This is a genomic window from Clostridium estertheticum, from assembly GCF_018861295.1.
GTDB lineage: Bacteria > Bacillota > Clostridia > Clostridiales > Clostridiaceae > Clostridium_AD > Clostridium_AD estertheticum_D.
In genome coordinates, this window is sequence record NZ_JAHLDM010000005.1 from 75,852 (window position 1) to 88,828 (window position 12,977).

The 12,977-nt window shown below is 28.9% G+C and carries 14 protein-coding genes; 8 read left to right on the forward strand and 6 right to left on the reverse strand.

The features are described from left to right. The first annotated feature begins 358 nt into the window (after positions 1–358). On the forward strand, positions 359–1,138 hold the full coding sequence (locus tag KPL54_RS07130) for a DNA topoisomerase (RefSeq protein WP_216105914.1): 780 nt from the start codon (positions 359–361) through the stop codon (positions 1,136–1,138). Between the two features lie 79 nt (positions 1,139–1,217). On the opposite strand, the gene KPL54_RS07135 is transcribed toward KPL54_RS07130, so the two are convergent. From KPL54_RS07135 to KPL54_RS07150, 4 genes are all read right to left on the reverse strand, one after another. After that, on the reverse strand, positions 1,218–1,943 hold the full coding sequence (locus KPL54_RS07135) for a LytR/AlgR family response regulator transcription factor (RefSeq protein ID WP_216105915.1): 726 nt from the start codon (positions 1,941–1,943) through the stop codon (positions 1,218–1,220). A 17-nt stretch (positions 1,944–1,960) separates the two neighbouring features. Next, entirely contained in the window at positions 1,961–2,497 is a 537-nt protein-coding gene (locus KPL54_RS07140; RefSeq protein ID WP_216105916.1) for a GHKL domain-containing protein, read from the reverse strand. A gap of 883 nt (positions 2,498–3,380) precedes the next feature. After that, positions 3,381–3,557: a cyclic lactone autoinducer peptide gene (locus KPL54_RS07145; RefSeq protein ID WP_216105917.1), complete on the reverse strand. Its 177-nt coding sequence runs from the start codon at positions 3,555–3,557 to the stop codon at positions 3,381–3,383. Further along, positions 3,538–4,131 carry an accessory gene regulator B family protein gene (locus KPL54_RS07150; protein ID WP_216105918.1) on the reverse strand — a complete coding sequence of 198 codons (594 nt, stop codon included), beginning with the start codon at positions 4,129–4,131 and terminating at the stop codon, positions 3,538–3,540. The genes KPL54_RS07145 and KPL54_RS07150 overlap by 20 nt, the downstream gene beginning before the upstream one ends. A 368-nt stretch (positions 4,132–4,499) precedes the next feature. Between KPL54_RS07150 and KPL54_RS07155 the strand changes: the two genes are divergently transcribed. The 3 genes from KPL54_RS07155 (at position 4,500) to KPL54_RS07165 (ending at position 7,476) form a co-directional block, all read left to right on the forward strand. After that, positions 4,500–5,291: a right-handed parallel beta-helix repeat-containing protein gene (locus tag KPL54_RS07155; RefSeq protein WP_216105919.1), complete on the forward strand. Its 792-nt coding sequence runs from the start codon at positions 4,500–4,502 to the stop codon at positions 5,289–5,291. A gap of 209 nt (positions 5,292–5,500) precedes the next feature. Then, a complete protein-coding gene (locus tag KPL54_RS07160) occupies positions 5,501–6,229 on the forward strand; it encodes a CAP domain-containing protein (protein ID WP_253203378.1) in 729 nt (242 codons plus the stop codon). Between the two features lie 404 nt (positions 6,230–6,633). Next, entirely contained in the window at positions 6,634–7,476 is an 843-nt protein-coding gene (locus KPL54_RS07165) for a CPBP family intramembrane glutamic endopeptidase (RefSeq protein ID WP_216105921.1), read from the forward strand. A 95-nt stretch (positions 7,477–7,571) separates the two neighbouring features. Here the strand turns inward: KPL54_RS07165 and KPL54_RS07170 are convergent, their stop codons facing one another. Further along, positions 7,572–7,832, reverse strand: a complete 261-nt coding sequence (locus tag KPL54_RS07170; RefSeq protein WP_216105922.1) for a spore coat protein — start codon at positions 7,830–7,832, stop codon at positions 7,572–7,574. A 22-nt stretch (positions 7,833–7,854) separates the two neighbouring features. Beyond that, positions 7,855–8,061 (reverse strand): hypothetical protein, encoded by a 207-nt coding sequence (locus KPL54_RS07175; protein ID WP_216105923.1) that lies wholly within the window; start codon positions 8,059–8,061, stop codon positions 7,855–7,857. Between the two features lie 221 nt (positions 8,062–8,282). Here KPL54_RS07175 and KPL54_RS07180 point away from each other — a divergent pair, with 221 nt between their 5' ends. The 4 genes from KPL54_RS07180 to larB all read left to right on the forward strand — a co-directional run bounded on the left by KPL54_RS07180 (position 8,283) and on the right by larB (position 12,949). Continuing rightward, positions 8,283–9,314, forward strand: coding sequence for a glycosyltransferase family 4 protein (locus KPL54_RS07180; protein WP_216105924.1), 1,032 nt, complete (start codon positions 8,283–8,285; stop codon positions 9,312–9,314). Positions 9,315–9,505: 191 nt separating this feature from the next. Beyond that, positions 9,506–10,690: a glycosyltransferase family 4 protein gene (locus KPL54_RS07185; protein ID WP_216105925.1), complete on the forward strand. Its 1,185-nt coding sequence runs from the start codon at positions 9,506–9,508 to the stop codon at positions 10,688–10,690. Positions 10,691–10,819: 129 nt separating this feature from the next. Continuing rightward, positions 10,820–12,142 (forward strand): nickel pincer cofactor biosynthesis protein LarC, encoded by a 1,323-nt coding sequence (gene larC, locus KPL54_RS07190; protein ID WP_216105926.1) that lies wholly within the window; start codon positions 10,820–10,822, stop codon positions 12,140–12,142. A gap of 60 nt (positions 12,143–12,202) precedes the next feature. After that, complete coding sequence (larB, locus tag KPL54_RS07195) at positions 12,203–12,949, forward strand: nickel pincer cofactor biosynthesis protein LarB (RefSeq protein WP_216105927.1); 747 nt, start codon at positions 12,203–12,205, stop codon at positions 12,947–12,949. Positions 12,950–12,977 lie beyond the last annotated feature (28 nt).

The following is a 12,977-nucleotide window of genomic DNA, read 5'->3' on the forward strand; positions in this document are numbered from 1 at the left end:
TGTCAAGTACCAGAAGATCGCCGATTATTCTTAAAAAGATAATATATTCAAATATAATTAAACCCAATATATTAAGTTCTTTTTTTTTAATCAAGTCAAATTAAAATTAAGATTATGGTAATTACTTATTTTAGGGTGACTTTTAGCCGTATCTTTTTCTCTCCCATCTAATTTTATTTTGCTTTAATTAATTATTAAATCATTTGTTTACAGTCCATATATTACATGAACAGTTTATATGTATATTCGCAACCATATAATTACATTAAAATTTATAGTACAAATTAGTTGATTTTTTATGGTATAGTTACCATTACTGTTAATTATGATATTAATCTAAGAATAAAAAGAGCTCTTTATGATTTTTATTTTCCTGTTTTTTTGCATATTAAACTTGATTTTAACGTCTACTCTAGTTATAAATGTTAAGGGCGAAAGCTTTTCTGCAAAAGGTAAAATAGTTAAATCAAAGGGATGGAAAGAAATAAGTAGTTTAGGTGATGGAGAAGAAAAAAATCAATCACTTCCACCAATAAATAAGGGGGAAGATGTTAAACTTACTTCAGTTAGGTCTGTTAATGAGAAAACTAAGCCACCTGCTAGATATAATGAAGCGACGTTACTTACAGCTAAGTGGGAAAAACAACTTCAACTTATTGGTAAAGGAAAAGCTAATTCTATGAGTTTCGTAAAGGAAATGAGAGAATATGCATCAAAACTTGTAGGTAACGTTGTAGCATCTACAGAGGCATATAAGCATGATAACGCAACAAGGGTGAAATGCCCCGACTGTGGTAAGAATCTCCTTGAGGTTAGTGGCAAGAGAGGCAAAATGCTAGTTTGCCCAGATAGAGACTGTGGATATCGTAAGGGAGTTTCACAAATGTCAAATGCTCGTTGTCCTACTTGTCACAAGAAAATGGAGATTAGAGGCGATGGAGACAATAAGATATTTGTTTGTGGTTGTGGATATAGAGAAAAACTCTCAGCCTTCAACAAACGTCGAGAATCAGAAAAAAGTGCATTAAATAAAAAGGATGTTAGTAGATTCTTAAATCAGCAGAATAAGAAAGATGAGCCTGTTAATTCTGGAAATTCTGCCATGGCTGAGGCTTTTGCGAAGTTAAATTTAAAATAATGAAAAATAACACAACGTATAAGTTTTCTATTTATACGTTGTGTTATTTTTATTAGATGTAAAGATATAAATGTAATTATTAGCTTAATAATAATTTTATTTTACGCGCAGATATTAAGCATTCTTGATTATTAATCATACGAAGCATACTGATTTTTTTATCAATTTCTTTTATATTATCTTTATTTACAATAAAAGATTTATGGCACCTGAAAAATCTTTTATCAACAATCTTTTCGATGTCCTTCATCTGGGCATAAAATTCAATGCGTCTATCTATAGTATTGATTACTATTTTATGGATTGTACTAGATGTTTCAAAAAATAATATTTCACTTAATTTAATATTAATTATTTTGTCTCCACTCTTAATGGTGAAGAGCTTTTGTTTTTCATTAGAATTTAAGGTGTATTTTTTATTAGCGTTTAATATACACTGCTGCACTCTATTTTTAATATCCTTGAAATTATCCTTTATTATATAATCCATTGCTTCAACTTTATAGATAAAAGTTAGATAACTCATTTCTGAATGGGTAGTTATAAAGATTATAAATCCCTCAGGGTCATATTCTCTAATCTCTTCTGCTAATTGTATGCCATTAATGCGAGTGTTTAAATCTACATCTAAGAAATATATACCAGTGTATTTATTAGATTTAACATATTCTAATATATCATCTGGATTTCCTGTAACTACAGCAGTTTCCATATCTAAATTTTCAATCATAATTATATCATCAATAATATTAGATATTTTATCTCTATGATTTTTAATATCTTCACAAATAAATACCTTTATCATATCTATAACACTATCCTTTATTTTAAGACTTCTATATTTTGAATGAATTCGTTATCTTTAATTGAAGTATCTAAAGAAACATTATTGTAGGAATTAATAATTTCTTTTAAATTGTTAAGGCCTAAACCTCTATTTTTACCTTTAGTTGAAAATTCCTTTTCAAAAAGCTTATATATTGGTGGAGTATTTTCAAGGCATTGATTAATTACGATTATGATCACGGATCTTTTTTTATTTATAATGGCGAATTTTATAAGAGGATTTTCACAATCTCCAGAAGCCTCTATTGCATTATCTAGAATTATTCCAAGTATTTTGCAAATATCTATTATATCTATATTTATATCTTCTATGGGCTCAATTATATCGATAAAAACATTTATCTCTTTGTGCTGAGCAGTTATTAATTTTGAGGAAACAACCCCTTTTATTTCTGGTATTTTTATATTTTGCAGTAATCCTAGTTTAAAATTCTTTTTTTCAAAGCTTGTACCAATAGGAATTATTTTATTATCAAAATAACGTCGAAGGCCCTGCATATCGTTTTTGTCCATATATCCTACCATGGATGTTAGTACATTTATGTAATCATGTCTAAACTTTCTGGTTTCATTATATAAAATTTCTAGTGTTTCGGTATATTCTTTTAAATTAGCTAGTTGTCTTTTTTTGTTACCAATTTGTAGTTCTTTTTTTGCGTTAGTTATAAATGAATAACCTATTAAACCAAAAATAATAAAATATGAAAAAAACAGAAAACCAATTATCATTATTTTTGGTTTAGATAAAACATTTGTTTTGATTAATAATATGGTTAAATAAAATATAATGAAAAGTAAAAGCAAACACAATATAGAAAATATTGAAAATGTACTTTTGAAACTAAAACTTTTTAAGGTGGTTTTTCTTTTTACTATATGTTTTATTATAATAGTTACAAAATAAGATACGATAAATATTAAAATATGATATAAGAAATAGGGTATGGGATTTTCACTAATATCTTTTAAATTTAAATTTAACACCCATATGCAGATATTTATACCTATACCATCGCTTACCCAATATGTCAATATAGATACAATGGATGATATTAAACTTAAATATAAATTTTTAGTTTTTATATAAATTAAAATTATTAAATATGTAAGTATAAAAGGTATTATCACAGGAGTAAAGTGCATTATTGGTAAAGTCATTAAAAACATTATTAATATGAATTTTATTAAATCGTAAACAGTTAATAGTATTAATTTTAAATTATACAACGAAAATGTAATAATGAAAATAATGGTAAATAAATATAGAGCAATCATTAAAAATCCTCCAACAACTCAAAAAATAATAAGTATAATATTTAGCATATCATACTTATTATTATAAACATAGAAAAAAGCACTGCATTTTACATATTGCTACAGTGCTTTTAGAAAAATATTATTTATTTTTGTTAGCTTCTTCTTTTAATAACTCTATTGGAAATTTTGGTTCATAAAATGCAATTGCAGAACATTTACCCATTGAATGATCTGTAATTTTTATTGCAAGAGAGCCTATTGATTTGGAAATTTTTTCTTCGAAATTATTAAAAAAACTAGTTTTCATATTTTTCATAATTTTTATACCTCCTACCACAAATTTTATAAATTAAAGGATGTATACTTATACATTCCATTAACGTTCCTAAAGTAATTAACGTTTTTATACTTCCGTTATCTATAACCAAAGCTAATATCAATAATGTACAGCCTGATAAGAGCGAATCTCTCCTAAGCTTCCTTCTAAGTTTTTCACCTAAAATAGGTCTTGCTTCTGTATCCGATGGTGCATATTTATATAAAATAAGTATAGATATAGTAAAAAATAGTAATACCATATAATTGTTTACCATAATATATTTACTTATGTAAGGGGTGCCTACGAAAGCGGCAATAGTAATTACTGTACAAACAATACTGTTCATAGCATGTAATCCAAACGCAGTTCTTCTTATAAAACAAAAACTAAAAATTATTATCAATGTAAAAAGAAATAAATTAAGAATATAAGATATAGAAATTACTATTAACAGCTTGGAGATATTTATTAGAAAGATTTCAATACCTAATCTCATTTTTTCGAATTCTAAACCATTCTTTTTTGCATATTTATTTATTTTGTTGGCATATTTTATTGATAAATTTTCCATTTAATCACCTGCTTACATTATATCAAAAAAATGTTTGTATTTTTAATATTGTAGTAAACAACACCATAAAGGTAATTAACGTATTCTAGATAAAATTTTATATAAAAAATATTAGGTATTAAGTAATTAATGTAAAATTATTAAGTTTTAATTATTCTGAAAATATATTACGAATGGATTATATATATCGTATGTTATCGAAATCTGTTATTTTATTATTACAATGGAATTCATAACATTTATGGAGGTATAATCAAGTTGTAAACGAGTCCATATGAATCAATGATTTAAGTATGGTTTTTTTAATGGAATTTTTTATAAAGCCGCACTTAGTCTTGAAATAATTAAATTTAAGGAGTGTGTATTAAATGAAGAACAGAGTAATAGCAATTCTTTCCGTTTTGGCATTAACGGCATCGATATCTATAGGAGGTGTACCATTAAAAGCAAATGCGGCTACTGATATTGCAACACTGTTAGAAAAAGGTGGAACAATACCAGCTGGTAATTACAAACTTACTAGAGGCGTCAAGGTCACAAAGGATATAATTGCTAATAAAGTTGTAATTGATGCTTCTGGTTGTCCAAATGATACTATAGCTATAGTAGCTAACGCTAGTATTACAGGAATAACTATTAATAGCCCTCAAAGACAAGGAATTAGCATACAAGATTGTTCAGGTAAAACTTTAAAAAACTGCACAGTAACTAAAGCTGAATTTGCTGGTATTGAAGCTAAAAATAATGTATCAAACATACTTATAGAGGGATGCGTATCAAACAACAATTATGATGCTGCAAACTCAGGTGAAAGTGCTGATGGTTTTGGAATAAAAAATGGAGCAAAAAATATCACTTTGAAAAATTGTTCAGCTTCAGGTAATAGTGATGACGGCTATGATACATATACGGCTGGTGCAAATATAACTTTTATTGGCTGTAAAGCAATTAATAGTGGATCGGGTGGTAGTGGAGATGGAAATGGTTTTAAATTAGGACCTAATGGTTCAAATGGTGGATTAATTACAGTTACAAACTGCACAGCTACTAACAATAAAGGCTGGGGATTTCTTAGAAATCATAACAAAGTAACTCCAAAACAATCTGGCAATATAGCAACTGGTAATCTTAAAGGTTCATTTAGCTGGAGCCTAAACTAATAATTATAAAAAAATAACACAATATATAAGAATTTTTATATGTTGTGTTATTTTTTTACTCCTTTTTAACTGAAATTATATGAAATTACGACATAATATTACAAAATTTCCACCAATAAATAAACCGCAAACCTCATTTAGATGTTAGTATAGGTATACAAAGAAAAAACATGCTTTGTATAATAAAATTAGAGGGTGAGGTACAAAAGATGAAGAAATCTTTAAGAGCATTAATATTAACTTTAGGCATTTTAGCAACAACAGGAATAGGTTCAACGGTGTACGCACAAGATTGTGGTACAGTAAAACAAGCTAACTCAGTAGAAAGTATACAAGCTATATGCGCTAAGTACGGGATTGCAGTTCCAAAGGGGGCGGCAGTTAAGGGTCAGGTAGCGGCGCCTTGCAAGGCAACACCTACAAAAACTGCTCCTGTCAAAGCAGCGACTACAAAGGCAACTCCTGCAAAGGCAGTGCCTACGAAGACGACACCTGCAAAGACGACCGCTACAAAGGCAACAACAACCCCAGTAGCATCAACTTCAACAGCAAATAACAAATTAGAAAAAGAAGTAGTAACATTAGTTAATAAGGAAAGATCAAAACAAGGACTAGCTCCTTTAACTGATAATGTTAAGCTTTCAAATGTAGCTAGAACTAAGTCAGAGGATATGGTAGCTAAAAACTATTTCGATCATACATCACCAACATATGGTTCACCTTTTGACATGATGAAACAATTCGGTATTACATATAAAGCAGCTGGTGAAAACATTGCAATGGGTCAACAAACAGCATCTTCAGTAATGACTTCTTGGATGAATTCGCCAGGACACAAAGCTAATATTTTAGGTAAGAATTTTACTGATATTGGAGTTGGAGTAGCAAAAGATAAAAGTGGAGCTATTTATTGGACTCAAGAATTTATAGGTAAATAAATAATTTAATATCAATCTGTGTTTTTATATATTGTAAATCACAATATATAGAAACATAGATTTTTTTTGTTTTGTAGAAAAAACAAATAGATAATAGTAGTATGTATAGTAAAATTTTTATTGAGTTAACATCATTTTATAAAATATATGGTACACTTTAGATTGTAATAGGAGAAAGGATGGTGAGGTCTACATTAGTTTAGGAGACCATAGTATCGAATTTATAGAACAAGGTAAATTATATATAGATAAAAAATATATTAATTAAAATAAAGATATATAGTATTATCATAAAGCATAGAGTATAAAGAATATTGTTGTATATGTAATAATATTAATGGAAGTGATATAGTAAAATCTATTAAAGAGGTTGAAGATTACAAAAAAATAGAGAGTGTGATTAAATGAAATTTTTAGAAAACATAGAAGATGGAACAATCAATATTAAAAAAATGGGAATTATTAAAGCTCTATTTGTAATGTTTCTATCAATTTTACTAGAGGTATTTGGACAGGTTCCTATAGAGATTACGAATTTATTCTCTGGGAGATTTGAAAAAACGTTGCCCTATGTAATTTTTGTTTTTGGTGTGTTGGTAAAATATTATGTTATTATTGTTTTACTTAAATGGCTTAGTAATAGAGCAAATGAGGAAAAGCATAAACCACATTTGAATTGGAAAAATTTTGTTTATGCAACACTTATGATTATATCGTTTCGACTTATATTTGATAACAGTTTGATATTTTTGGTAAGCGGTATATCTACGCCGAGTTTTATAAATCAGGCGGTGGATGAACTTGCTGTATCACCTATTATATTAATAATTAGTGTTATAATCGTAGCACCTATATATGAAGAAATTATTTTTAGAGGGATTTTATTAAAAGGAATGTCTAAAAAAACAAATCCAGCTGTGGCAATTGTGGTATCTGCATTATTATTTGCAGTTGTTCATATGAACATTCCCCAAGGAATAAATGCTTTTTTATTAGGATTAGTTCTTGGATTTATATATTTAAATAAGAAGTCAATTTATTTAAGCATATTTGCACATTTTATAAATAATTTTCTTGCTCTTTCATTGTCTTCATTCTTTTCATCAATAGGTGGAGAGTATGCAATAGAGATTCATTGTATATTCACATTTGTAGGGATAATACTTTTAATTATCGCTTGCGATGGATATAAACAAAATAGAATAAAGAATAAGCCTACGATATACAAGCAATTTATAGAAGTATAGGTGTGGTAATTGTGAAAATAGTGAAAAACCCTCTAACATATTATTATAGTTAGAGGGTTTTTGGAGCTAATAAAGAATTATTATATTATAGGTAATTATTTTAATTCACTCAACATTTGGTTGGCTTCATCTTTTAATTGTTGAACTTCATTATCGGCAGCATCCTTTGTAGGATACCATCCCTTTTGTTTCATAGCATCAAATATCATATATTGAATGTTTTGATCATTTTTAAAATTACCAATTAGTGTATTCCTTAAATTTGCACAAGAAGATTCAGTTATTCCTGTACTATAAGCTGTAATAGTTTGTTTTTCAGAAGCAAGTAAGTCTTGCATTAATTCTTTTTCAGTCATTTAATATCCCTCCATTTATATATTATTGATGAGAATCAAGGTATGTCTTTAATGTATTAAAATTTTGTTTGTGTGTACTACTAGCTTCAGTACAAAGATTTTTTAAATTCTGATCAGTGCATTGTGTACCATATTCATTAAATTTTTTATTAAGCAATGATTCATATCCTAACTGATCTTTAATTACTTTTAAGTTGTTACTTTCAAGTTGCTTATTTTCAGTATTCATAATATTTATTACCTCCACTTTTTTATTTAAATTGCTACCAAAATATTATCTGCATTTTATATTTAAATATAAGTGGTAAATTAATGAAAATATTTATTTTGCTGGATATTTATAGTATGTTTAAAAAATTTAAGGAATTTTTAAGGTAATATTAATCAATATTTAATAAAAATAGAGTACAATAATATAATAACAAGGTTAATTAGATTGGAGTGACTATTATGCCTACTATAAATATGCTGTCATCAGCAGACAAAGTAAAAGGTCAAGGAGTAGGGTCAGCTTACTTAGAACAAGTAGATTTAGTCAGGAATGGATTAGATAAAGAATATAAAGTTGTGGTAAATAAAAAAGAAAGAACCGATATAATGCATTATCATACTATCGACCTTAAGCATTATTTAAGTATATATTTTGCTAAAAGAAAAGGCGTAACAGTGGGTTATGTGCATTTTTTGCCAGAAACTATTGAAGGAAGTATTAAATTACCTAATATAATAAAAAAGATTTTTTATAAATATATTATAAGTTTTTATAAAAAAATGGATTATTTAGTTACAGTAAATCCTAATTTTATACCAAGACTTGAGGCTTACAATATCGATAGAAAAAAGATTACGTATATTCCTAACTTTGTTTCAACTGAAAAATTTTATAATCTTTCAGTTGAAAAGAAATATATAGCGAAGGAAAAGCTGAAAATTGATAGAGATGCGTTTGTTGTGCTTGGAGTTGGTCAAATACAAACCAGAAAAGGTGTTATTGATTTTATTGACATCGCAAAAAAAATGCCGGATGTACAATTTATCTGGGCAGGTGGATTTTCTTTTGGAGGTATTACCGATGGATATAAGGAATTAAAAAGTCAAATGGAGACTGCACCTAAAAACATTTTATTCACAGGAATAGTTGATAGAGATTTGATGAATGATATATATAATGTATCGGATGTTCTTTTTATGCCATCATATAATGAGCTTTTTCCTATGTCAATACTTGAAGCGATGAATACATCTACTCCAGTGCTTTTAAGAGATCTAGAACTTTATGAAGATATATTATTTGACTATTACTTAAAAGAGCACGATAATGAAGGTTTCATGAAGGCTATACAAAAATTAAAAAATGATTCCAATTATTACGAGCAGGCTAAAAAAAGGGCGATTTGTGGGCACGATTTTTATTCTAGAGAGAGCGTACTTGGTATGTGGAAAAGTTTTTATAAAAAAGCATGGCTAAAAAAGGATAGGTAAATTAATAAAATGTGTTTTTATTCTTCACATGTATTAATATAATTATTACTATACTATTATGGAAATTAACTACCTTTTACTCCTGTTAATTTTTGATTTTTCTGCGTTTATGAATGAATAAGCAAGAGTATTAATGCTTATTAAATGAAGAATTTTCATAAGGAAATTATAGTAATTAAAGGGGACTGATTATGAATATTGGAATTTTTACTGATGCTTATTATCCACAAGTAAGTGGAGTGGTTACTTCTACTATGATACTAAGAAATGAATTAATTAGGCTTGGACATAGCGTAACTATTGTTACAGTTACACACCCGGATGTAGAGGAGAAGGAAGGTATAATAAGACTACCTAGTTTGCCATTCTTCCTTTTACCTTCTCAAAGGGTGGGGATAATATATTCACATAAAAGCATGAATAAGATAAAAAAACTAGACTTAGATATAATACATACACAAACAGAATTTAGTATAGGTATCTTTGGGAGAATAGTTGCTAGAAGATTAGGTATTCCTGTAGTTCATACTTATCATACAATGTATGAAGATTATATCCATTATGTGTCTAGTGGTATAATGCTTAAGCCTGCATCACAATTAGCGAAAAAGGTAAGTAAGCTATACTGTAGGGATTGCAGTGCTATAATAGTACCTACCAAAAAGGTGAAAGATGCATTGCAGCAGTATGGCTTAAGAAGACATATAGATGTAATACCTACAGGAGTTAATATAGAACCCTTCAGAAAAAGTAACTTTGATGAAGAACTTATTAACGATGAAAAAAAATCTTTTGGAATAAATGAAACCCAACCAGTTGTATTGTATATTGGACGTATAGCTAAGGAAAAAAGTATAGATGTAATTATAAATAGTATGAATGAACTAATCCGAAAAATACCAAATTGTAAATTGCTTCTTGTTGGTGATGGACCAGAGCGTGAAAATTTAGAAACGTTAGCTAAACATTTAGGTATTGAGAAATCTGTAGTATTTGCTGGTGAAAAACCTTGGTCAGAAATTGGGAAGTATTATCAGATGGGTGATGTGTTTGTAGGTGCATCTCTTACAGAGACACAAGGATTAACTTTTGCAGAAGCAATGGCGGCACAAATTCCTGTTGTAGCTAAGTATGATAAGAACTTGGATGGTATAATCAAAGATAGAATTAATGGAAGAGTATTTTATAAAGATGAAGACTTAGCCAAAATATTATCTGAAGTTTTAATTAATAAAGAGGAACATGATTTAATGGTGAAAAATGCTTATGATGGAATAGAACCATTATCTTCTAAGTGTTTTGGTGAAAATGTTGAGAAAATTTATATGGAAGTTGAAAAACAAAGCTGTATGTTACAAAATCAAAAAGTGACATAATTAATTTATGAGGAGAAAATTGTAATAGACAATTTTCTTCTTTTATTTTATTTTAAAGAAAAATTTATCCTATATTATTTATTTATTTGGTACAATGTAATAAATACAAAAGAAATGGAGTGGGTTAGAATGAAAATACTTTATTATGATTGTTTTTCGGGTATTAGTGGGGATATGAATTTAGGGGCATTACTAGATTTAGGTATAGATGGGAAATATTTAGTGGATGAATTGAGTAAGCTCAATTTAAATGGATATGAAATAAAGGTATCAAGGGATATTAGAAAAGGCATAGAGGGAACCAAGGTAGATGTGCTTTTGCAAGAGCATAACCATGAACATTCTCATGAGGAAGTTAGTGAGTTACATCTTCATGATCACCATCACGAGGATTCTCATGGTGAACATAATCATGAACATATCCACAATGACAATGAAGGCGCTCATACACATGTACATACAGGTATTGAGCATATTCATAAGGAACAAAGAAATCTTAATGATATAGAGAAAATTATAAATTTAAGTGAGTTAAGTTCTAAAGTTAAAGAATTAAGTATGAAAATATTTATGAAGGTTGCACTAGCTGAGGCAAAGGTTCATGGAAAACCATTATATGAAATCCATTTTCATGAGGTAGGAGCGGTAGATTCTATCGTGGATATAGTGGGAGCTGCTATTTGTTTAAATTATTTAAATGTTGATAAAATAATGAGTTCTTCTGTAGAACTTGGTGGTGGGTTCGTTAAGTGTGCACATGGTCTTATACCAGTACCAGCACCTGCTACTGTTGAGATTTTGAAGGGGATTCCAGTAAAACTTGGAGCAGTACCATTTGAAACTACAACCCCTACTGGTGCTGCTATTCTTGCAGCTAACGTCTGTGAATTTAAAGATGATAATAATTTTATTATAAATAAAATTGGTTATGGTATAGGTAACAGAGATACTGAAATACCTAATGTGTTAAGAGTAATGTTAGTAGAGCAAGCAGATAAAGTAAGTAACGAGGAATATGATGATGAAACAGTAGAGCAAATCATTGAATGTAATATAGATGATATGAATCCTGAGTTATATGAGTATATTATTGATATGGTTTTTAACGAGGGCGCTTTGGATGCATATATAACTCCAATTATAATGAAAAAAGGGAGACCAAGCGTAAAAATAAGTATTTTATGTGAGGAAGATAAAACTACCAGGATGAAGGAAATACTGTTTAGAGAAACTACTACCCTTGGAGTAAGAAGTTTTAAAGTAGATAAAACAAAACTTAAAAGGGAGTTTATTAAAATAAATACTAGTTATGGCGAAGTTACCGTAAAAGAATCTTATTATAAAGGCGAAAAAATAAAAAGCAAGTTTGAGTACGAAGAATGCAAGAGAATAGCTAAAAGTACCGGGGTACCTATAAGTGAAGTATACGAGAAATTAAGAAATGAAATATAATATTATATTATATTAAAGGATAAAATAAGGGGACTTTAAATTTAAAAAGGTGGGTAACATATGAATTCAAAAGAGATGGAGAACTTTCTTAAAAATATAAAAAATGGTGACATATCTATTGAAGATGGTATGGATAAGTTAAAAGATCTGTCTTATTCAGATTTAGGGTTTGCAAAAATAGATAATCATAGAGAACTTAGAGTTGGGTATCCAGAGGTTATATATTGTGAAGGTAAAACTGTGGAGCAGATAAAAGGAATAGTAAGTCTAATGCTTACTAAGGATGTTAACATTCTTGGCACAAGGGCTACCAGGGTTATGTATGAGGGTGTTAAAGAAATATGTGGTGATGCCCAGTATAATGAACTTGCAAGAACGATTGTAATTAAAAGAAAGGATGATGAACCCTCGAGCACATACATTGCACTAGTAACAGGAGGAACGTCTGATATACCTGTTGCGGAAGAAGCCGCTGTTACTGCTGAAATTTTTGGAAATAGAGTTGAGAGAATTTATGATGTAGGTGTAGCGGGTATTCATAGGCTTTTTGACAATTTAGACGTTATAAGGCGCGCTAAGGTAATTATAACTGTGGCAGGAATGGAAGGTGCACTAACAAGTGTTGTTGGAGGATTAGTTGATAAACCAGTTATAGCTGTTCCAACAAGTGTAGGGTACGGAGCTAGCTTTAAAGGGCTTGCTGCACTACTTAGTATGTTAAATAGCTGCTCTAGTGGAGTAAGTGTTGTTAATATAGACAATGGGTTTGGAGCAGGATATTTAGCAAGTATTATAAATAAGTTATAAACTAGATTTATCTAAGTATAAAGATAAG

Bases quoted from the DNA above. Each gene is read 5' to 3' on its own strand.
- KPL54_RS07130 (WP_216105914.1), top strand. From the start codon at position 359: ATGATTTTTATTTTCCTGTTTTTTTGCATATTAAACTTGATTTTAACG.
- KPL54_RS07135 (WP_216105915.1), bottom strand. From the start codon at position 1,943: ATGATAAAGGTATTTATTTGTGAAGATATTAAAAATCATAGAGATAAA.
- KPL54_RS07140 (WP_216105916.1), bottom strand. From the start codon at position 2,497: ATGGACAAAAACGATATGCAGGGCCTTCGACGTTATTTTGATAATAAA.
- KPL54_RS07145 (WP_216105917.1), bottom strand. From the start codon at position 3,557: ATGAAAAATATGAAAACTAGTTTTTTTAATAATTTCGAAGAAAAAATT.
- KPL54_RS07150 (WP_216105918.1), bottom strand. From the start codon at position 4,131: ATGGAAAATTTATCAATAAAATATGCCAACAAAATAAATAAATATGCA.
- KPL54_RS07155 (WP_216105919.1), top strand. From the start codon at position 4,500: ATGAAGAACAGAGTAATAGCAATTCTTTCCGTTTTGGCATTAACGGCA.
- KPL54_RS07160 (WP_253203378.1), top strand. From the start codon at position 5,501: ATGAAGAAATCTTTAAGAGCATTAATATTAACTTTAGGCATTTTAGCA.
- KPL54_RS07165 (WP_216105921.1), top strand. From the start codon at position 6,634: ATGAAATTTTTAGAAAACATAGAAGATGGAACAATCAATATTAAAAAA.
- KPL54_RS07170 (WP_216105922.1), bottom strand. From the start codon at position 7,832: ATGACTGAAAAAGAATTAATGCAAGACTTACTTGCTTCTGAAAAACAA.
- KPL54_RS07175 (WP_216105923.1), bottom strand. From the start codon at position 8,061: ATGAATACTGAAAATAAGCAACTTGAAAGTAACAACTTAAAAGTAATT.
- KPL54_RS07180 (WP_216105924.1), top strand. From the start codon at position 8,283: ATGCCTACTATAAATATGCTGTCATCAGCAGACAAAGTAAAAGGTCAA.
- KPL54_RS07185 (WP_216105925.1), top strand. From the start codon at position 9,506: ATGAATATTGGAATTTTTACTGATGCTTATTATCCACAAGTAAGTGGA.
- larC (WP_216105926.1), top strand. From the start codon at position 10,820: ATGAAAATACTTTATTATGATTGTTTTTCGGGTATTAGTGGGGATATG.
- larB (WP_216105927.1), top strand. From the start codon at position 12,203: ATGAATTCAAAAGAGATGGAGAACTTTCTTAAAAATATAAAAAATGGT.